This is a genomic window from Desulfogranum marinum, assembly GCF_016918565.1.
Classification (GTDB): Bacteria; Desulfobacterota; Desulfobulbia; order Desulfobulbales; family Desulfobulbaceae; genus Desulfogranum; species Desulfogranum marinum.
In genome coordinates, this window is record NZ_JAFFQD010000005.1 from 57,215 (window position 1) to 77,693 (window position 20,479).

Annotated in this window: 16 protein-coding genes; 11 read left to right on the forward strand and 5 right to left on the reverse strand. The window is 46.1% G+C overall.

What is annotated here, in order from left to right; genetic code table 11:
• Positions 1-137 precede the first annotated feature (137 nt).
• The 10 genes from dnaG to JWH17_RS04970 all read left to right on the forward strand — a co-directional run bounded on the left by dnaG (position 138) and on the right by JWH17_RS04970 (position 12,385).
• On the forward strand, positions 138-1,925 hold the full coding sequence (dnaG, locus tag JWH17_RS04925; protein ID WP_205221463.1) for a DNA primase: 1,788 nt from the start codon (positions 138-140) through the stop codon (positions 1,923-1,925).
• Positions 1,926-2,174: 249 nt separating this feature from the next.
• Entirely contained in the window at positions 2,175-3,728 is a 1,554-nt protein-coding gene (locus JWH17_RS04930) for a sigma-70 family RNA polymerase sigma factor (RefSeq protein ID WP_332468370.1), read from the forward strand.
• Positions 3,729-3,732: 4 nt separating this feature from the next.
• The gene (gene dprA, locus JWH17_RS04935) at positions 3,733-4,851 is read left to right on the forward strand and encodes a DNA-processing protein DprA (protein ID WP_205221465.1); all 1,119 of its coding nucleotides are present in this window, start codon (positions 3,733-3,735) and stop codon (positions 4,849-4,851) included.
• A gap of 144 nt (positions 4,852-4,995) precedes the next feature.
• Entirely contained in the window at positions 4,996-5,667 is a 672-nt protein-coding gene (rpe, locus tag JWH17_RS04940; protein WP_205221466.1) for a ribulose-phosphate 3-epimerase, read from the forward strand.
• A gap of 11 nt (positions 5,668-5,678) precedes the next feature.
• Positions 5,679-7,289, forward strand: a complete 1,611-nt coding sequence (locus tag JWH17_RS04945; RefSeq protein ID WP_205221467.1) for a glucose-6-phosphate isomerase — start codon at positions 5,679-5,681, stop codon at positions 7,287-7,289.
• A gap of 211 nt (positions 7,290-7,500) precedes the next feature.
• On the forward strand, positions 7,501-8,787 hold the full coding sequence (gene dsrA / locus JWH17_RS04950) for a dissimilatory-type sulfite reductase subunit alpha (RefSeq protein WP_205221468.1): 1,287 nt from the start codon (positions 7,501-7,503) through the stop codon (positions 8,785-8,787).
• Positions 8,788-8,844: 57 nt separating this feature from the next.
• Positions 8,845-9,984, forward strand: coding sequence for a dissimilatory-type sulfite reductase subunit beta (gene dsrB, locus JWH17_RS04955; protein WP_205221469.1), 1,140 nt, complete (start codon positions 8,845-8,847; stop codon positions 9,982-9,984).
• Positions 9,985-10,057: 73 nt separating this feature from the next.
• Complete coding sequence (locus JWH17_RS04960; protein ID WP_205221470.1) at positions 10,058-10,303, forward strand: dissimilatory sulfite reductase D family protein; 246 nt, start codon at positions 10,058-10,060, stop codon at positions 10,301-10,303.
• A 121-nt stretch (positions 10,304-10,424) separates the two neighbouring features.
• Positions 10,425-11,153: a biotin--[acetyl-CoA-carboxylase] ligase gene (locus tag JWH17_RS04965; RefSeq protein WP_205221471.1), complete on the forward strand. Its 729-nt coding sequence runs from the start codon at positions 10,425-10,427 to the stop codon at positions 11,151-11,153.
• A gap of 257 nt (positions 11,154-11,410) precedes the next feature.
• Positions 11,411-12,385: a KpsF/GutQ family sugar-phosphate isomerase gene (locus tag JWH17_RS04970; RefSeq protein ID WP_205221472.1), complete on the forward strand. Its 975-nt coding sequence runs from the start codon at positions 11,411-11,413 to the stop codon at positions 12,383-12,385.
• Positions 12,386-12,438: 53 nt separating this feature from the next.
• Here JWH17_RS04970 and JWH17_RS04975 read toward each other — a convergent pair whose 3' ends face one another.
• Positions 12,439-14,841: a ubiquitin-conjugating enzyme E2 gene (locus tag JWH17_RS04975; RefSeq protein ID WP_205221473.1), complete on the reverse strand. Its 2,403-nt coding sequence runs from the start codon at positions 14,839-14,841 to the stop codon at positions 12,439-12,441.
• 235 nt (positions 14,842-15,076) lie between these two features.
• Here JWH17_RS04975 and JWH17_RS04980 point away from each other — a divergent pair, with 235 nt between their 5' ends.
• Positions 15,077-15,697, forward strand: a complete 621-nt coding sequence (locus JWH17_RS04980) for a DUF4388 domain-containing protein (protein ID WP_205221474.1) — start codon at positions 15,077-15,079, stop codon at positions 15,695-15,697.
• A gap of 13 nt (positions 15,698-15,710) precedes the next feature.
• On the opposite strand, the gene JWH17_RS04985 is transcribed toward JWH17_RS04980, so the two are convergent.
• The 4 genes from JWH17_RS04985 to secD are packed head-to-tail and all read right to left on the reverse strand — an operon-like array spanning position 15,711 to position 20,371.
• On the reverse strand, positions 15,711-16,361 hold the full coding sequence (locus JWH17_RS04985) for an HAD family hydrolase (protein WP_205221475.1): 651 nt from the start codon (positions 16,359-16,361) through the stop codon (positions 15,711-15,713).
• Between the two features lie 11 nt (positions 16,362-16,372).
• Positions 16,373-17,044 (reverse strand): HD domain-containing protein, encoded by a 672-nt coding sequence (locus JWH17_RS04990; RefSeq protein WP_205221476.1) that lies wholly within the window; start codon positions 17,042-17,044, stop codon positions 16,373-16,375.
• Positions 17,045-17,069: 25 nt separating this feature from the next.
• Positions 17,070-17,813, reverse strand: a complete 744-nt coding sequence (locus JWH17_RS04995) for a YkgJ family cysteine cluster protein (RefSeq protein WP_205221477.1) — start codon at positions 17,811-17,813, stop codon at positions 17,070-17,072.
• Positions 17,813-20,371, reverse strand: a complete 2,559-nt coding sequence (gene secD, locus JWH17_RS05000; protein ID WP_205221478.1) for a protein translocase subunit SecD — start codon at positions 20,369-20,371, stop codon at positions 17,813-17,815. The genes JWH17_RS04995 and secD overlap by 1 nt, the downstream gene beginning before the upstream one ends.
• Between the last annotated feature and the right edge of the window lie 108 nt (positions 20,372-20,479).

A 20,479-nucleotide genomic window follows, 5' to 3' on the forward strand; every position in this document is an offset into this window, starting at 1 on the left:
CTTCAAGGCCGGAACCGTAGTATCAGGTAGGCTCAACTTCTCAAAATGTGTTTAATAGATATTCATTAATTTAAAAGAAATCTACTGTGCCGTGAAGACTTTTTTCTACGGAACCAGGGAGCGTCGCTAGTTTTGCTATGGTCAGTGATAGTATCAAGAGTAATATCAAGAGCTTAGTCCGAGAGTCGGCAGATATCGTTGAGGTGATCAACGAGTATGTGACTTTAAAAAAAGCCGGGACCCGGTTTGTTGGTCTTTGTCCTTTTCATTCCGAAAAGACACCTTCTTTTTCCGTCAATCCCCAAGGGCAGTTTTTTTACTGCTTTGGATGCGGTGAATCAGGTGATGTGTTTTCATTTATTATGAAATACCATCATATGGAATTTCCGGAAGCACTGAAAACTTTGGCTGATAAGTATCAGATTGCTTTGCCGGAAAAGGATATGAGCCAAGCCGATAAAAAACGGCTTCAAGAGCGTGAGGCCTTGTATACAGTTAACGAGGCGGCTGTAGATCTTTACCAACGCTGCCTCGCCGGCGGGGAGGGAGCAGCTGCCGCCAGGAAGTATCTTGAGCAGAGAGGTGTTCCTGATGCCTTTGTGGAGAAGTTCAGGCTTGGGTTTGCTCCGTCTGCGGAATCAGTCGGGTGGACTTACCAAACAGATACACTGCGAAGGCGTTCACTGTCGCACAAGGTGATTGTAAAAGCTGGGCTGGCTGTCGAGAAAGACAGAGGAGGTTTCTATGACCGGTTTCGTTCCCGGATCATGTTTCCTCTACTCGATATGACCGGCAGAGTGGTTGCCTTTGGCGGGCGCATTATTGGCGAAGGGAAACCTAAGTATATGAATTCCCCAGAAAGTCTTGTGTTTGAAAAAAATCGACTTCTTTTCGGGTTGTACCAGCATAAAGAGGCGATCCGTAAAGCTCGAACCGCGCTGGTTGTAGAAGGGAATTTTGATCTGCTGCTGCTTGCTGTTCATGGAATAGACAACACCGTAGCTCCTTTGGGCACATCGTTGACAAAGCACCATGTCAAAACGCTCAGGGGGTACTGCAGGGAGGTAGTTTTACTTTTTGATGCAGATGCCGCCGGGCTGAAGGCGGCGATGCGCAGTATTCCTTTTTTTCTGGCAGAGCAGTTGGAGTGCCGTATTGCCGTCCTGCCCCAGGGGCAGGATCCTGATAGCCTGGTAAGAGAAGAAGGGCGATCCGGAATAATAAAATACGTAGAGGCTGCCCGTCCCCTGGCAGAATTTTTCTTTGATACACTTGTTGAGCGGCACGGGCTGACCCTCAGCGGGAAAGGGAGAATTATTCAAGAGTTGAAACCCGTACTGGAAGAAGCTGCAGATGTCTCGCAGAAAGCGCTTATGGTTGCCCATTTCAGCGAGAAACTGGGTCTTGACCCTGGCCAGTTTATTAGTGGAAAGACCAAGGAGAGGACTGTTGTGCAAACGGTTTCCGCAAAAGGAGGGCTTCTCGACCTGCCCCGCCAAGAACGTCAGTTGATAGAGTTCGCTATTCTTTATCCGGAATACCTGAAACAACTGCAGGAGGCAGGCATGGGAAAAGTAGTGAAAGGAGATATCTCCCAGCGTATTGTGGTTTTGCTACAGAGACTGCAGGAAGAGGGGAGCCATTCTCCTGAGCAGTTGCTGACACTGTTGGTCGAAGGGGAGGAGCGCCAATATGTTGCTGAATTGCTTATGGAGGGGGGTAGCGCCGGCAACGAAATGAATAATGAGATCGTGCAAGGCATGCTGCATGAGTTGGTACGATGGCTTAAAACTACTTCTGATCAGGAGGAGGGCCTTCGCCTTCAAGAACAAATCAAGGAAGCTGAGCAAAAAGGCGATATGGGATTATTGATGGAGCTTTTACAAAAAAAGATGATTGCTGAGAAAAAAAGGACGGGGTACTGATATAACCTGTTGAAAAAATGTGAAAATCTGGTAGCTTACAAAATTGTATTTATTGCAAGGTTGAATTGGGAAGAAGTAATCTTTTTCGGATAACGTTGTCTAATCAGGTAGTTGTGGGTTCGTGAAGATGCATGTTTCTATCTGGTTGATGTTGCATTTTTTTATTGCTTTCTCAAAGGTTGCGTGGTCAAGGCTTCTTTTTCATAACTTGGATTGTTATCTTGGGGTGAGGTAATGGAGAGTACGCATGTGAGTAGTGAAGAAGATTTAGCAAAGGGTAGTCTTAATGCTAAAGATGAGCAAAAAGCGGTTAAAAAAGTAGTGAAAGATAGGCGAAAACGCGTGGACAGACGTTCCGGCGGAGACCGACGGAGTTCTGACCGGCGTGGCGAGGGGACGAGTATTGACCCTATGAATATTTACCTTCGTGAGATGGGGAGTCAGCGTCTGCTGAGTCAGGCAGAGGAAATTGAACTTGCCAAAATGGTGGAGGAAGGTGAATCGAAAATTCAGTACGCTGTTTTGCGCCTGACTCTTGGCATTACCGCACTCAATGATATCGCTGAAAATATTCTGCGCGGCAGTCTACGAATAAACACGGTTATCAGGGGCGTGTCTGAGAATGATCCGGACAGGCTGAAAGAAATTCGCAATTCATTTCTTGACCAGGTTGAAGTGGCCAATGAAATAGATGGGAGGCGAAGGGAGCTGTTTGTTCAACTGAAAAATAATGCAAACGGTGCAGAAGCAGAACAGCAGATATTGGCAGATATCATCCAGGCAGGATGGAATATATCCAACCTTTTTCGCGAGTATCGCCTGTGCTCAAAAGGGTTACTCTCCGTCGCTGATGCCGTGAAGGAGTTAAGTGGCAAATTCAACCGAGTGCGGGTGGTCGCGCAGCAACGTGAGCTACTTGCTGCCAGAAGGGAAGTCTCACAGTCCGGGAGTAACGTCGAAGTTTCTCCGGCGGAAATCGAGCGACGAGTCACCTTGGAGCTTGCGGAGACTATCGGCGTAAGCTGGGCAGCTTTTACAGAGGTGCAGCAAGATATTGAGCTTGGTAGAGAGATTGCGAAGCAAGCCAAGGAGGCACTGGTTCGGGGTAATTTACGACTGGTTATCTCCGTATCTAAAAAATTCCTCAATCGTGGCATGCAGCTTCCCGATCTTATTCAGGAAGGCAATATAGGGCTTATGAAGGCGGTTGAGAAATATGACTACAAGCGTGGGTATAAATTTTCCACCTATGCTACGTGGTGGATCAGGCAGTCTGTAACTCGGGGCATCGCAGATCAGGGGCGTACCATCCGCTTGCCTGTTCATATGATCGAAACCATCAACCGGATGCTACGTTTTTCCAAAGATTTTCAGCGGCTGGAAAGCCGTGAGCCGACTCCGGAAGAAATGGCGGAACAATTAGGTACTGATGTCGATAAGGTCAACGTGGCTTTAAAAACAGCAAAAGACGCCATTTCCCTCGATGCGCCGGTGAATGATGAAGAGGATGCCATGCTCAGTGATTTCATTGAGGATCATGCTCATCCCGATCCGCAGGAAAATTCCATCACCGAGAGCCTGAAACGTTGCCTCTGTACAGTCATGGGATCGTTGACCCCCCGCGAGGAAAAAGTTCTACGAATGCGATATGGGATAGAGATAGGGTGTGATCATACGCTGGAGGAGGTCGGACAGTGTTTTTCCGTCACCAGAGAACGCATAAGGCAGATTGAGGCGCAAGCCATAAAAAAACTTCGTCACCCGTCACGAAGTGGCGATTTGCAGGCCTTTATGAGCGATTAAACGCGTGGCGGAGATTTGCCCGCTCGCCCAGGAATGGTTGACGCTTGGCTTTATACCCGGCCTTGGGTGCGCGCTCACCAATAAACTTATTCAATATTTTGGATCACCTGTTGAGGTTTTGCAGGCCGGCGATAAGTTACAGCAGGTTGCAGGGGTGGGACCTGAAATTTGTCGTCGACTCACTGATACTTCCTGCGTTGATGCTGCCAAAAAACGGGCAGCTGCCGAGTTACACCTTCTGACTCAAAAAAATATTTCTCTCTTCTCCCTCCAGTGCAGCAATTATCCTGCATCGCTTCGTACTATTCAAGAGCCGCCATTGCTGTTGTATTGCAAAGGAGATCTTTCTATTTTTAAAGAACCTGCGGTTGCCATAGTAGGGTCTCGGGCTGCCACGGAGTATGGGAAAAGGGTCAGTCTGTTATTGGCTCGAGGGCTGAGCGATCATGGAGTGACTATTGTTTCCGGGGGGGCTTACGGTATTGATGCTGCTGCACATCAGGGTGCTCTTCAGGTTGGAGGTAAAACTGCAGCTATTCTTGGCTGTGGTATTGATGTAACGTATCCAAAATCGCATCAAAAACTGTTCGCCGAAATAGCCGAACATGGTGCACTCCTTTCTGAGTATCCGCTGGCGAGTAAACCCGAGGGATTTCGTTTTCCGGCGCGCAATAGAATTATAAGCGGCCTTGCCATCTGCGTTATAATTGTTGAAGCTACGGAAAAGTCCGGCTCGCTTATTACAGCGCGTCTGGCACTGGATCAGGGTCGTGATGTATTTGCAGTGCCGGGCCGTATTGATTCAGTGAAAAGCAGTGGTTGTCATCGGTTGATTCAGCAAGGAGCACATCTTGTGCAGGGAGTTGACGATATCCTGGTTGAATTGCAGTTATTGGACGCTGGGAGTGGTTTCGCCAAAACTACGCAGCAAAAAAAAAGCGGAATGGAAAGTGAGGCGGAACAGGTGTTGATGTCTTTTCTTGATGTCTATCCTGTGGATATAGATACCCTGGCCAGGGTGTCAGGATTGACTACCAATGAAATTCATATGTTGCTTCTACAGCTTGAACTCAAAGGGCTGGTGCGGCAGCTCCCTGGACAGCAATACGAAAAAAATGTGTAGCCCGGATGAGAAATGCGGGGGAGCTGTCTCCGGTTGGTCGTTTTGCTTCTCATTTGATTTTATTTACGGTAGTCTGGTCCGTATTGAAGAGTAGCTGTCGGCACTCCACAGCTCATGGACAATTTTATTTTATAGGAATCTGTAATGCGATCAACAATGATAGCCCCCTCTATTCTTTCGGCTGATTTTACAAGGCTTGGCGATGAGATAAAGGCGGTTGAACAGGCCGGTGCTGATGTCATTCACGTTGATGTAATGGATGGTCATTTTGTGCCAAATATCACCATGGGACCGATGGTGGTAAAAGCTGTTCGGAAAGTAACCAGTCTGCCAATAGATGTACACCTCATGATAAGTAATCCTGATCAGTATATACAGCCATTCAGCGATGCGGGAGCAGATTGGATAACCGTTCATGTGGAGGCTTGCACGCATTTACATCGAACTATTGCTGCAATTAAAGCGTTAGGGAAGAAGGCTGGGGCGGTGCTCAACCCCGCAACCTCTTTGACCACCTTGGAGTATGTTTTGGAGGAGGTTGACTTGGTGATGCTGATGAGTGTAAACCCAGGATTTGGCGGCCAATCATTTATCGAATCCAGTCTTGGGAAGATCTCCGCTCTGCGAGCTGCTCTTGATAAAGTGAATTCAGGTGCCGGAATCGAAGTTGATGGTGGGGTCAGCCCTGCTACTATAGAGCGGGTAGCAGCGGCAGGGGCAAATATTTTTGTTGCCGGTTCTGCTGTTTACGGCAAAGAGAACTACGCTGCTGTTATAGATGAGTTGCGACTTCTGGCAACCTCTCACGATAATTAAAGGGGGGAGAAATGGAGTACCAAGATTTCAATCAACTACCTGCAGTTGCAACTTTGTCAGCCTTGGCTGCAGATCCTCACGACTTGAGTGGTCCTCATGGACTAACTGTTGAACGATTGCAAAAGTATCGTGCTTCGGCAAATGGATTTGATTTTTTATATGCCGGCCAGCGTGTCGAGCACAAGGTGCTTGACGCGCTGCAGGAATTAGCCGATCAGGCTGGTTTGGTGGACCAATTCCTTGCCATGAAGAGTGGCGCGGTCATGAATGCCATCAAGGGGTATGAAAGTGAAAACAGGCAGGTTCTGCACACAGCCTGCCGCGATATTTTTACCACATCCCGTTATGCAGAAAAAGCATCCAAGGAGGCTGAACAGGAATTGTTTAAACTCAAACAGTTTCTTGAAGCTGTTCGTACCGGCGAAATTGCCAATGCAAAGGGTGAAAAATTTACCACCATGATCCAGGTTGGGATTGGTGGCTCTGATCTTGGCCCCAGGGCTGTGTATCTGGCGTTGAAGCCTTATCGGGTCCCCGGAAGAGATGCCGAATTTATTGCTAATGTCGACCCCGACGACTCCGCAGAGATACTGGGTGGAGTTGACTTATCACGGACGTTGATCAATGTGGTTTCCAAAAGCGGGACTACCCTTGAAACCCTGACCAATGAAAAGTTGGTGCGTCAAGCTTTGAGAACTGCAGGTCTTGATCCCGCACTGCATGTACTTTCGGTGACGGGTAAAGGGAGTCCAATGGATGATCCGGATAATTATCTCGCTTCATTTTACATGTACGACTATGTCGGGGGCAGATATTCTGCAACGTCGATGGTCGGCGGGGTAACGCTTGGGTTTGTTCTGGGGTATGAAGGATTCGTTGATATCTTGCGAGGGGCCAATGAGGTCGATATTGCGGCGGAACAACGTGACATAAGAAATAATATTCCATTGCTGATGGCGATGCTGGGTATATGGAACAGGAATTTTCTCGGTTACCCAACAGTCGCTGTCCTTGCATACAGCCAGGCATTGGTAAGGTTTGCAGCCCATTTGCAGCAGTGTGATATGGAGAGCAACGGCAAATCAGTAACCAGGACGGGAACTGACGTACAATGGAAAACAGGGCCTGTAATCTGGGGTGAACCTGGTACCAATGGGCAACATGCTTTTTACCAACTGCTCCATCAGGGAACGGAAATCGTGCCTGTGGAGTTCATAGGGTTTCGCACCTGCCAGTACGGCAAAGACATAACCGTTGCCGGGACAACCTCTCAGCAGAAATTGGTTGCAAATATGTTGGCCCAGTCGCTGGCAATGGCTACCGGTAGAGGGAATGAAAATCCGGCCAAGCGGTTTTCTGGAAACAGGCCAGGTTCAATTCTACTGGCAGACAGGCTGAACCCCGAGACAATGGGTCGGCTATTGGCGATGTATGAAACCAAAATAGCCTTCCAAGGATTTTGCTGGAACATTAATTCGTTTGATCAGGAAGGGGTACAGTTGGGCAAGGTGCTAGCTGAAAAATTATTGGCACAAATGGCACTGCAAGATAGTGATGATAAGGCAAATAATGAGGAAAAGACTGTGGAATGCACCCTGTTGAAAATAGCAGGCATGGTATGATTGCCTGGCGAAAATTGTCGTTATTTTGATGGTGCTACAGCGGGTTAGGTTTTTTGTTGACAAAGATCTGTCCTCCGTTTATTGTCGCTCAGATGAATGAGCATTCAATACTGTATTGTCCGCTTTTATTCCGTGTCAACGCTTAACTGTTGATTAGTTTATTACTTTTTACCGGTTGTAATATAACCACATAATTCTAGGAGGAACACTGATGGCAAAGCATGAAACGCCTCTACTGGACGAACTGGAAAAAGGTCCATGGCCGAGTTTCGTCACCGACCTCAAGCGACAGGCTGAGACAAAGCCGGAGTGCTGGGACATTCTTGGTCAGCTTGAGCTTTCATACAAAGACAGGATTACTCACTGGAAACACGGCGGAATCGTAGGTGTTTTCGGCTACGGCGGTGGTATCGTTGGACGTTACTCCGACGTTCCTGCTCAGTTTCCTGGTGTTGAGCATTTTCACACCGTTCGTGTTGCTCAACCATCCGGCCTCTACTATACCACAGAGAACCTGCGCGCTCTGATGGATCTGTGGGAAAAATATGGTTCCGGTGTTACCAACTTGCATGGTTCCACCGGTGACATGATTTTTCTCGGTACCCGTACTGAAAATCTTGAGCCACTGTTCTGGGATCTGACCCATGATCTGGGACAGGATCTTGGTGGTTCCGGTTCTAACTTGCGTACCCCTGCCTGCTGTCTTGGTGAGTCCCGCTGTGAGTGGTCTTGTTATGATACCCAGGAAATATGTAATCACCTGACCCAGCACTATCAGGATGAGATCCACCGCCCTGCATTCCCTTATAAATTTAAGTTTAAGTTCTCCGGTTGTGCAAATGACTGTGTTGCTGCCGTTGCCCGCTCTGACTTCTCCGTTGTCGGTACCTGGAAAGACCAGATCCAGATTGACCAGGCAGCAGTTAAGGCCTATCTCAATGGTGACGAAGGCTATCCTGTAAACGGTGGTGCCCATAAGGGTGGCGACTGGGGTCCATTTGACATCCAGAAAGAAGTTTTTGATCTGTGCCCAACCCAGTGTATGTGGATGGAAGGTGATGAGCTGAAGATCGACGATGCTGAATGTACCCGTTGTATGCATTGCATCAACGTTATGCCACGTGCTCTTCGTCCAGGTAAAGAGAAAGGCGCAAGTATTCTTATGGGTGCAAAAGCTCCTATTCTTGATGGTGCACAGTTCTCAACTTTGGTTATTCCATTTATCGAAATCAATAAAGAAAACGATTTCGAAGAAGTAATTGATGTTATTGAGAAGGTTTGGGACTGGTGGATGGAAGTTGGTAAAAACCGTGAGCGCGTTGGTGAAACCATGCAACGTGTTGGTCTGCCGACCTTCTTGAGTGTTATGGAAATTGAGCCTCTGCCGCAGCACGTGAGAGAGCCACGTTCCAACCCATATGTCTTCTGGAAAGAAGAAGAAGTACCTGGCGGCTGGGACCGTGACGTTAAAGAATTCAGAAAGCGTCACGCAGCATAATTGAGTCCCAACTGACCTATAACCGAATTGAGACGTATATTATAAGGAGACAATACAATGGGTTACGATCCTAAAAATCCTATGGAAGGTCGCATTAGTGACTTAGGACCGAAGTACTACGGAGACATGCTTGCTCCGGTAATCAAGAATAATAAAGGCAAATGGCTGTATCACGAAATTTTAGAGCCTGGTGTACTGGTACATGTAAGTGAAACCGGTGATAAGGTATTTACCGTACGTTGTGGTACCCCTCGTTTGGTGACCGTGAGCTATGTTCGTGATATTTGTGACATCGCTGACGCACACTGTGATGGATTCGTTCGTTGGACAACCCGTAACAACGTTGAGTTCATGGTAGATGCGGAAGACAAGGTTGCTCCGCTGAAAGAGGCTATTGCTGCAGCTCCGAGTGGTTTACCTATCGGTGGTACCGGTGCTTGTGTAACCAACATCGTTCATACACAGGGTTGGGTACATTGTCACACCCCTGCAACAGACGCATCCGGTCCTGTTAAGGCTGTTATGGATGACCTGTTCGACTACTTTGGTTCCATGACCTTGCCGGCGCAGGTTCGTATCGCTTTGGCGTGCTGTCTGAACATGTGTGGTGCTGTCCATGCGTCTGATATTGCTATTCTTGGAATTCACCGTACACCGCCTATGATCGACCACGAGCGTATTACAGGCGTGTGTGAGATCCCACTGGCCATCGCTTCCTGTCCGCTTGGTGCTATCAAGCCTGCCAAAGCTGAAGTGAATGGTGAAGAGGTCAAGACCGTTAAGGTTAACAACGAACGGTGTATGTTTTGTGGTAACTGTTACACCATGTGTCCTGCAATGCCTCTTGCTGATCCGGAAGGTGATGGTATCGCTATTTTGGTTGGTGGTAAGGTTTCCAACGCCAAAAGTGGACCTAAATTTTCCAAATTGGTTGTTCCATTTTTGCCAAACACCCCACCTCGTTGGCCAGAAACCGTTAAAGTCGTGCGGGATATCCTTTTAGCTTACGCTAAAGGCGCCAATAAGTATGAGCGTCTAGGTGAGTGGGCTGAGCGTATTGGTTGGGAAAAATTCTTCGAGGAAACTGGCGTTCCTTTTACCGACAAATCTATTGATGATTATCGGTTGGCATACGACACTTGGAGAACAACTACTCAATTTAAGTACACCAGCCATACCGCTGCGTACACGAAGTAAATTTTACGCGATCGGCTCTGATTTTCAGAGCCGATCGTTTTTTTGACCTTTTTATATCGGTAAGGAGTCTATCATGGCACTCAGTCTAGAAGAACTGGAAGCTGCAATTATTGAAAAGGCAACCAAATCGCCTAAGCCGCAGTTATATGTTAAGGATTTTTATAAATGTGATCCTGATGCAAAGCCGCGACAAATCAAGAATGTTGCTAATGATTTGGTAAAGAAAGGTGAGTTGATGTTCTGGTCTTCAGGGTCAACCACCATGTATGCTCGTCCTGACCGAATCAAAGACGAAGAGGGAGCTGAAGGTATTAATTAGTTTTTATCTTTCTCTTTGTAAGTGAAAAAAGCGGAGCCTTTAAGGTTCTGCTTTTTTTTTTTGGGCGGAGGGGGAGGCTGTAGATAGTGAAGCTATATAACAAATTTCTATTTATCTGATAATGAAGATTCTGCACATTGATGATATCGCATCAACCAATAGTTATGCGAAGCAGTTAATACGGTCAACGCCTGATGAGCCATTACTGTTAGTTGCCCAGCAGCAATCAGGAGGAAAAGGGCAATATGGAAGAATCTTCAGCTCACCTAAAGGGGGGCTCTATTTTACAATCCTCTTTCAACCTCTGTTGCAAACCAAACATCTTCCGCTAATAACACTGGCGACCGGGGTTGCATGTGCTAGCTGTTTGGTTGCTGAAACCGGGCTGGAGCTAACACTTAAATGGCCAAATGATATCTACGTTGCTGGGAAAAAACTGGGCGGCATTCTTTGCGAATCGGAGGTTGTTGATAGCAACCACCTCCCCTATGTCATAATTGGTGTAGGCTTGAACATTAACACTACCCTAGTTGATTATCCTTCAGAAATTCAGTCTATAGTAACAACCGTACGTGAGCACACTCATTTAACTTTTTCTTTAGAAGTTCTGCTCGAAAAAATAGTTGGCCAAATTTTAGACAATATTCGTATATTATCTTCTGAACCACAAATTGTCCTCGATCAATGGCAGGACTATGATTACCTTTATCGGCGTCCGGTTGAGTATGTTGCACAACAGCAGGTTGTATGTGGAACTGGAGACGGAATAACAGACAGTGGCTGTTATAAGGTAATAGATAGTCAGGGTAAGATCCACCAGATTGTTGGCGGACAACTTAGGCCTCTGTAGATAGTCTTGATTTGTAACTATTCCGTGAAGATCTGGAAAGTGTCAATCTACCCCAAGCTGTAACTTGCCAGAAGTGTTCCAAATGTCCACCACCTGACTATTTGCTATACACCGGTATGCTAGGCGGGCAGATCGTGAAGCGTTGGGGTGCTGCTGAATAGTTACTGTAATTTTTAGAACATGTAGCCGCGGCGTCAGCCTAGGTCGGCTATTATAGTAACAAATGGTATGTCAGGTGTTATTATGCAGGAGGAAATGTGAACATAGTCGAACAGGCCAAAGAAGTCCTTACCATAGAATCTGAAGGGATTAAGGCTGTAAAAGATAAACTTGATGCTTCATTTGAGCAAGCAGTTGAATTAATAGCAGCATGTCCAAGTAGGTTGGTGGTTACCGGCATTGGCAAATCCGGTGTTATCGGACAGAAAATAGCTGCTACTTTAAATTCCACCGGCACTTCTTCTTTTTTTCTACATCCTGTTGAGGCCATGCACGGAGATTTAGGCATGGTCTCGGCAACCGATGTTGTGCTTGCCATATCCTACTCCGGTGAAACAACTGAACTTAACGCCTTACTTGGCAGCTTGCGCGAACGAAATGTGCAAATAATTGCCATGACAGGGAGCTTAACTTCAACTCTATCGAGATTTGCTGTGATTACACTCGACATTTGTGTGCCGAGGGAGGCCTGTCCGCTTGGGTTGGCGCCTACCTCCTCTACTACGGCTACTCTCGCCCTTGGTGATGCCCTTGCTGTAACTTTATTAAAGAAAAATCAATTTCGAGAAGAGGATTTTCGGCGAAATCATCCTGGCGGTAGTCTGGGTGAACGACTTAAGGTTGCTGTAAAAGAGGTGATGCTGTCCGGAGACCAGGTCCCTGTGGTGGAGGAAGGAGTGACTCTTCAAGAGACCATCGCCGAATTAGATAGTAAAAGCATTGGTGCAGTGATGGTTAGGGATAAAAACGGACGACTGAGCGGGATTGTGACTGATGGCGATATCAGGAGGTTGCTGACCAGTGGTGAGGTGCCGAAAAAGGCAATTGTTAATGATATCATGACCAGGAGTCCGGTAACCATAAGCGGAGATACCATGGCCGCAGATGCACTCAGCCTCATGCAGCAGAGAGAGATTACGGTGTTGGCAGTGGTTGCGACCAACGGTAATCTAGAGGGAATCTTACACCTTCACGATTTACTTGGTAAGGGAGAATTCAGGTTTCTGATCTGATTACCTTGGAGGAAATCATGCCTCTTGTTTGCTGGAAATGCAAACTGTGAATTTCATTCTCCCGTATACACAGACCATTTGCCGGTACCTTCATCATACATGTAATTGAGTTCCAGCCGCGACGAAGTGCCTTGACTTTTTTCTGTGCAGGTGATGATGAAAATGGATTTGTCATCCACTTTTCTCAGCAGCGCAGCATTGGGCGAATGTAGTTGTGAGCCTCTGAAGGTAGGGTAATTGGACCTGAAAATTTCTTCAAAATGTTCTTCCAGCCAGACTATTTTCTTGTTGTGCGCTATCTGTTCTTCTTTCGTGGTGATTTGTTGAGTGATTCTTCGTTGTACATCCTCTACTGAGGGATCATTTTTAAAAGGACTGTTTTTAATACGCCGCTGAATTTCTTTGGAATGACGCAGGGCCTCTTGCAGGTTATCCTGATTTTCTGCAAGGAGTACCTTTTCCTGCGTCATTGCTATTTGCACCATCAGTACGGTTTTTTTAATTTTACTGATTGATTCGTCCAGGTGCCCTTCAAAGTTATCCCTTTCCTGTTCAAGCAGGCTGACCGCTTTACGGTATTCAGTTATAGCATTGGCCCAATTTTTCTGATTGTATGCATCTCTCGCGGACGAGAGAATGCCGTAGAGACGTGCGTTGACCAGTAATCGGTGCAGGTCTCGTCGCTCCTTTACGGAGACAACGTCAGGATTGGAATCAATAAGGCGTTGGGCATGTTCGAGTTTTACAATTGTTTCCTGCCATTGTTCCTGGGTAAATGTCTCTTTTGACATATTCAGTTCATGGCGGAAGGTTGCTGCAGTGAGCCTTGAGGTAATGGCGGTTGCTGTTTTCGGGTCGGAAAGACTGCTGGATAGCTCCAGTGCTTTGCGGTAAGTTTCTGCAGCACCTTGCCAGTTCTTGCCAAGTTCGGCTTGCTCTGCAAGGGTCAGTGTTTGTTGGAGTTCAAGAGATTTGATTATGGCTTCAAGCTCAGCAACATTGTCGCTCAATTTATTTTTTTGCGCATAAAAAAAAGCCTGACGGTAAAGTGTAAGCGCATCAGCTGGGTTTTTTTGATCTACTAGAGATTTTGCCTGTTCTGTTAAGGTGGCCAATTCTCTGAGGGATTGGGCCATTGCAGAGGGAATGTATTTGCCTTGATATAGAACGTGCCCCTTTAACCCCTCATCCAGTTCTTTTGAAGTAAGTAGCTTCTCTATTTCCCTTTCCATTTCGCCTTTTTTAAAGCGAAGTACAGTAAGCCCGGATAACGATTTTTTTGCCTCATAAAGGGTTCCCTGGGCGGTTTCAAATTGTTTTTTATCTATGAGGAGCTGGCTTTTTAAAATATTTGCCTGGGAGCGACTTAATATATTTTGGTCTTTAAAATAAAAGCTTATTGCACCTATGCAAATGGCAAGCAAAACTGTCGCTGAAAGGATAATTTGGAGTGGAATCTTTGGCTTGAATTTAAGACGAGGCCGGGGAGCGGGGGCTACCTGTTTTTGTTTTTTCTTTGCAGAGGATTTTTTCTTAGTCTTGTCTTTTTTGGATACGATCAGGCTGTCTTCACTTTGTTCTTCGGCAGAGTTTCCCGGAGAACGTAGAGCAAGAGAAAATTCCTGCTGGAGGCGGGAGCGAAGGCTGTCGCTTCCGGGCATATCTACACAGACTTCAAATAGATTATCGACTACATCGACGGCTTCGTCGAATTTTCCAAGGTCCTCTAGCTGTTCAGCCAAGGCGAAAAGCTGCTCAGCTTTTTTCATACCTTTGTCGATATTTTCTTGGATAACTTCACGTTCTTGAAATTGTTCAGTTATTTCAGTTAACGCCTGAGTGGCTTCAAAAAGCTGTTTGTGCTCAATGAGCATCTGTATGTGCTCAACATCTGCAGGTGAAAATTCTTTAACAGGTTCGAGAAAATCATCAGTTTCGAGGCCAAGTGAAGCAAAGGTGTCATCAACAAGGCTATCAATTTCCTGAGAAGACTCTTCTATGGTGGCAATACTGAGTGAATCAAGGGGAAGATTGCCCAGGTGCTCTTGGTACCAGTCTGCAGCCTCTTGGTTGAAAGGATCGTTAAGGCTGTAAGTATGGCCGCAAATCATTTCTCCTATGTAGAGAACGAGATCGGCAAGGGATGGATTCTGTTGCCACCGATCAGCTATCCGGATTGCAGCAGGATCAACATCTGGGTGGAAAATATGGGTCAGTGGTTTCACTATCGGCGCAAAGTGAGGGTATCCAAAAGGGAGACTTATCTGCACCCGGTGAGTATTGCCGATCGAGACAGTGCCATCGGCGTCTTTTATATAGCCACGAAGAGTGAACTCAATTTCATAATTATCAGGTGGTTCCCCATCAGTTTTGACAATATTGATCTTAGGATAAAGCTCAAGAGAACTTTGAAGCTGTTCGAAATCGTCGACAAGCTGTTGAGAGCCCGTAACCATGTAATAACCTGTTAATTATTAAATTGAAAAAAAGTAGAAAATAGACATAGCCTCACGTAAGCCACACTCTACACTATCTAGTATAATATATTATTTACCTCAACGAAACAAGCCACATTGATTGTAAAATACTAAAAATGAAGAGAAGGTATTTTTGTAATGAATACTTTTAGTTGAGTGAATGAATATTCTGTGTACAATAGACAGTATACCTAATATTAGCCTTTAAGAGAATATGTCTGATTTCTGTGCACAATTTAAAATTGTTGAGGAGCGTAACTGCCCTTTATACAACCGGGATAATGGGTTTATTCTCACTCGTCAATCAGTGGAATTCTTTCCGGAAAAACCGTCTTGCCTCATCCTTATTCGTGAGATGACAGGTCTTCTTGTTCAACTGCTTCCCTCTATGGCAACAGGATTTGCAGAGTATAAAGATGAAATTTTTACGTGCGGTGGCTGTACCGGCCTGATTAAATTTCAATTATCAGAATTCCCTCTTTTAATTGAATGCACAGAAAATAAAGCTGATTCAAGGGCTGTTATGAGCGGTAAAATAGAAGCCATTTTACCGGCAGAGCTGCTCCAAGTTTTTCATATGCATCAAAAAACAGGTCGCTTGATCATGAACTTTGCCGACAAAGCGGCAAGGGTTACTTTTCGTGAAGGTGCTCTCCTGGCAGCTCGTTTTGAAGATCTCGACAACCATGAGGCTGTATACGCAATTCTTTCTGAAAAAAAAGGGGATTTTCAATTTGTTCCCGGGTTGCCTGAATCCTTAATGCAGGCTCGAGAAATCGGCGATTTTATGATGATCCTGATGGAAGGTCTAAAGCGAATGGATGAAGAGGATTAGCTAAGAAGCACAATCAGGGCTCGTCACACTGTCTGCCTGCTGTAGAATGAAAAGGCGGCAGGCCGGCAATTGCGGTGAAACTATCAACGTGATATTTCGCTTCCAGATTTGTATTCTTAAAGGCAATAAGGTCAATGCCGACACTGGCGCAATGGTCTCTGTCAACGGTTGAATCTCCAATGTAAATAACTTCGTCCGGCTGAACATGAAAATGATCAAGGATCATCAATAGACCATCGGGCGCAGGCTTTGGACGCTCAACATCACTGGCAGTGACGACCATATCAAACCAGGATCGAAGTTGAAAGGTGTCCAGCACGATATCCATGGTATTGGTTCTGTTGGTGGATATGGCCGTGTGATAGTTTGGTTTGATATGTTTAAGAAAGGCAGGTAGATCCGGCTCCATTACCATGTGCTTAAGAAATGGGCTATAATCAAGGGACCGGCAGTAAGAGGTAACCTGCTCAAGGTCAATATGAACATGATTGCGGAAAATATGCCGTATAGAGTTGGCAACATTGTGAATGTGAACATATTCCAGTTCCGCCTGGTTCATCTGCGGGCACTGAAAGGTTTCTAACAGATGATTATAATATATTCTGTTTGTCTCCAGTGAACTGAACATAACTCCATCACAGTCGAAAACCACCAGCTTAAGCATGTTCCTGTCCCTCATATTTGCTGGGTACCATCTGCAGTACCATATATTTCGCCATTAAGTTCATCAAAAAAAAGTTCCATGAAGTGGTGTCGCCGTTCTGCAATCTGTCTACCTATAGGGGTAAGCATCTGGTCTTTTACCTTGGACATCTTTACCTGGAATTCGCGGTAAGCTGTATCCTGCTTGGAATAGGCTTCTGTCTCCTCGGGATCCTTCTCAGGGTTGTGGAGGCATGCACCTATTTGACCTGCAAACAGAAATGCTCGTCCGATACCGATAGCGCCTATGGAGTCCAGCTTGTCCGCGTCAAAAAGAATTTTGGCTTCCATTGATTGTGGAGGGCTACCCTTACGGAAACGATGACTGCGGATGCAATGACAAATATGTTTGATGTCATCCTCCTTGTAGTCGAGCAGCATCAATTCAGAACGGGCGAGCTCTGCACTATGTTCGGCGTGACATATTTTACCTTTACTTTCCGTTTCTGCCTTTCTACCGATATCATGCAGTAAAGCAGCGGTCCCAAGAATAAGCAGGTTTGCCTGCATCTTCTTGCCGATTACCATGGCCATTCGAAATACGCGTTCACTATGGTCAGGACCGTGTGATCCTCCTTCAAGCGTACAATAATGACCACTGATAGTACGGATTCTTGTAAAACAAGATTCAGCGGGATCACTCATCGGATCTACACACGTCTTCAGATTTTTATTCCTCGAAAAATTCTTGCTTGAGCCAGGATATGGCAAGAAGCAGCAATTTCTCATCATCGCCTGCCAGACCCTGAAGTTCCATCGGGGTCAGAGGTCTTTTCATTGAAATGCTGTCATTGGCCATTTGCTGACTAAAAGTATCCAGGTTGTACAAGGCGAGTATGTATTGATCGAGCTGTGCTCTGGTTGGCTTGAAGCCGGCACGTATCTTATCGTGCTGATACAGTTCCAACAGTTTGTCGTTGAAGTGGTTGTAGGTCTCTAGTTCCTGGTCGGCAAAATAAATGTTTACATCTTGTTCCTTGCCTTCTGCAAAACCTTTGCAATGATCTTCTGTGACCAGGACAAAGGATTCGTCAACTGTACCGTCGGCTTTACGGATGGCACCCCTGCCTACAGGGTAAGCACGACAGCTTCCAGGTCGATTGTCATAGACCTTGCACCCGCTCTTATCGACAAAAACGCAACTTGCCCTTCCGTCATCCACCATGGTGAGATAGCAGATCGGAAAGAGTTGTTGTTCATCCCATTCTATGATGACATACTTTTCCAGAAAAATGCCTGACTGGAGCTTTAATTGTCTCTTAAGCCTCAGGACATCATAAGGCGTTAAGGCTAAATCAAGTTCCCTGCAACACTCTGTGAAACAGGGAACACCTGGATGACAATCAAAGCAAAATTTTTGATCTGGTTCGATGCGGCTGAAATTATTCGGCAGTGTGTCTTTCACGGTTTGCATTACCTCTTTTTGAGTGACAGGATGGGACTGGCGATAAATATGGATGAATAGGTCCCGATGAGAACACCTATCAAAAGGGTCAATGCAAAATCATGAATGGAAGATCCACCCAAAATAAAAAGGGATGAGAGGACCAGGGCAGTTGTGAGGGAGGTGACAACTGATCTACCAAGAACTTGATTGATACTGTCGTTGATGGTCTGGTAAAAGCTGGTATTTTCTTCTTTTTTCATATTTTCACGAATTCGGTCAAAAACAACCACCGAGTCATTAAGAGAATAGCCTGCCAGGGTCAGCAGTGCAGTGACAACAAGCAGGGAGATCTCCATGTTCATTGCCCAGCAGATACCCAGCACCACAAGCACATCGTGGAAGGTAGCTGTTGCAGCAGCTAAGCCGAAACTTAGATCAAAGCGAAGGGCAAGGTATATTAAAACGCCCATCAATGAAATGCCGATTGCCTGAATGGCTTTATTCCGTAATACAGCAGAGATGGATGAACCAATCTCCGACTCGCTTTCTAACAGAAACTCATGATCAGTGAGCTCTTGGGCCAGGATAGTAGTGATCTCATCACCAAAGTGACCAACGGTTTGTTCGGACTTTTTTAATTTGACAATAAGTCGGTTTTCTCCGGTAACTTCCTGGAGGTCAATATCTGGGAAGCCGTTTTTATTTAAGGCGGAGCGTACGTTTTCAAGGGCAAAGGGTTGGCTTGCGTGGTACTGCAGGAGAGATCCACCTGAAAAATCTACGCCAAGATTTGCCTGACCACGAAGGATCTGCACAAAAGCTATGGTGCCGATAATGACCAGGAAACCTGAGAGGCCGAAAGCAATTTTGCGGGCTTTCATAAAGTCAAAGTTGGCTTTATGGATAAGCCGCATAAAGGTTAAGCGCTTCAGCTTGCGGGTTGTATATAAGCTGTCGTAGACAAGCCTGGTGCAGAAAAGAACTGCAAACAGGTTGAAAATAATACCCAAAGAGAGGGTGACGGCAAATCCTTTGATCGGGCCTGTACCAAACAAAAACAGTGCCAAAGCTGTGATCAAGGTCGTCACCTGGGAATCGACGATACTCCAGAATGCCTTGCTGAACCCTGAATCAACTCCTGATTTAATCGATTTGCCGAGCGCAAATTCCTCTCGCATTCGTTCAAAAATAAGAACATTGGCATCGACCGCCATACCTATGGAAAGGATGATCCCAGCAATACCTGGTAGAGTCAGCGTGGCACCAAGCATTGCCAATCCGACAAACAGAAACAGGATGTTCAGCATCAGCGCGAAATCTGCTATAATTCCTGAGAGCCGATAGTAGATAACCATGAAAAGGAGGACGAGGAGCGCACCGACTAATCCGGAACTCAAACCTTTATTGATTGAATCCTGCCCAAGGCTCGCACCAACAGTCAGGTTCTGTATAATTTCAACAGGTGCGGGTAAGGCTCCAACGCGGAGAACGATAGCCAGGTCAGTTGCTTCTTCGTGGGTAAAATTACCGGATATCTGTGCACTGCCGCCAAGAATGCGTTCACGGATGACAGGTGCTGAACGAACGACTTCATCAAGCACAATGGCCAGTCGTCTGTTGACACTTTTTTCCGTGATATGGGCAAAGACCTTGCCGCCTCTGCCGGTGAGATCAAGACTTACATAAGGCTCGTTGAAGCTGCCTCCGATTCGAACCTGGGCATTTTTGACCATTTCTCCGGTCATGAGTACCTGACTTTCAAGCAGAATCGGTACCTGTGTTTCGGCCTTGGTCTGTTTATCGATGACCTTTTCGAAATAAATTTCCGTTCCCTGCGGTAGGCGTCCCTGAAGAGCAAGGTTGAGCTGTTTTCTGCTTTTCCCCGGCTCCCATTGCCCTGTTGATTGGACCTCAGCTAACAATTGTGCCAGGTTTAGCCCCTGTGCCTCGGCCACCAGCTTAAATTCCAGTTGGGCTGTTTGTCCGATAAGTCCCATAGCCCGATCCGGGTCTTTGACACCTGGCAACTGGACAACAATTTCATTTTCTCCCTGACGGAGAATTGTCGGTTCAGCTACGCCGAATTGATCAATACGGTTTCTGATAATCTCCAGGGACTGGTTAACTGCATTTTTTCGTATAAATTCTATCTCTTCCTGTTTAAGTTGCAGGGTAATCAGGGGGAAGCTCCCAGTCTCGGCTTTAATTTGGACGTCGAGATTGGGGAAGTCACTGGCGAGGGTACTTTGTACAGTATCTACTGCTCCGGTGTTAGGAAGGGTAAAAACAACCTTGGAAGGGTCTTCTGAGCGCATTCGCACAGCAGTGATCTGCTTTTCAGCAAGTCCGTCCTTCAGGTCTGCAGCGGCCAGGTCAAGAGAGTTTTCAATGGCTTTTTCAAGGTCTACTTGAAGAACCAGGTGCATACCACCCTGAAGGTCCAAACCGAGTTTAAGTCCTTGGGGGGCGAGATATTTTTTCCACCACTGGGGAGTATCGGAATAAAAAGACGGTGCCAGCGTCATCAGTGAAAAAAGTATCAGGGTGAGGAGTAACCCGATTTTCAGCTTTAGAGAGGTGTTCATTGCAAGTATGCCTTATATGAGTAAAGTGAAAAAGAAAAAAATCAAAACGTAAAAAAAGACGATTATACGATGATAGCCATGATCATGCAATGGGGAGATTGCATTTTC

Coding starts and splice junctions, on each gene's coding strand:
- JWH17_RS04965 (WP_205221471.1), top strand. CDS start 10,425: ATGAAGATTCTGCACATTGATGATATCGCATCAACCAATAGTTATGCG.
- JWH17_RS04945 (WP_205221467.1), top strand. CDS start 5,679: ATGGAGTACCAAGATTTCAATCAACTACCTGCAGTTGCAACTTTGTCA.
- secD (WP_205221478.1), bottom strand. CDS start 20,371: ATGAACACCTCTCTAAAGCTGAAAATCGGGTTACTCCTCACCCTGATA.
- JWH17_RS04990 (WP_205221476.1), bottom strand. CDS start 17,044: ATGAGTGATCCCGCTGAATCTTGTTTTACAAGAATCCGTACTATCAGT.
- JWH17_RS04985 (WP_205221475.1), bottom strand. CDS start 16,361: ATGCTTAAGCTGGTGGTTTTCGACTGTGATGGAGTTATGTTCAGTTCA.
- JWH17_RS04975 (WP_205221473.1), bottom strand. CDS start 14,841: ATGGTTACGGGCTCTCAACAGCTTGTCGACGATTTCGAACAGCTTCAA.
- dnaG (WP_205221463.1), top strand. CDS start 138: ATGGTCAGTGATAGTATCAAGAGTAATATCAAGAGCTTAGTCCGAGAG.
- JWH17_RS04980 (WP_205221474.1), top strand. CDS start 15,077: ATGTCTGATTTCTGTGCACAATTTAAAATTGTTGAGGAGCGTAACTGC.
- dsrB (WP_205221469.1), top strand. CDS start 8,845: ATGGGTTACGATCCTAAAAATCCTATGGAAGGTCGCATTAGTGACTTA.
- JWH17_RS04995 (WP_205221477.1), bottom strand. CDS start 17,813: ATGCAAACCGTGAAAGACACACTGCCGAATAATTTCAGCCGCATCGAA.
- dsrA (WP_205221468.1), top strand. CDS start 7,501: ATGGCAAAGCATGAAACGCCTCTACTGGACGAACTGGAAAAAGGTCCA.
- JWH17_RS04960 (WP_205221470.1), top strand. CDS start 10,058: ATGGCACTCAGTCTAGAAGAACTGGAAGCTGCAATTATTGAAAAGGCA.
- rpe (WP_205221466.1), top strand. CDS start 4,996: ATGCGATCAACAATGATAGCCCCCTCTATTCTTTCGGCTGATTTTACA.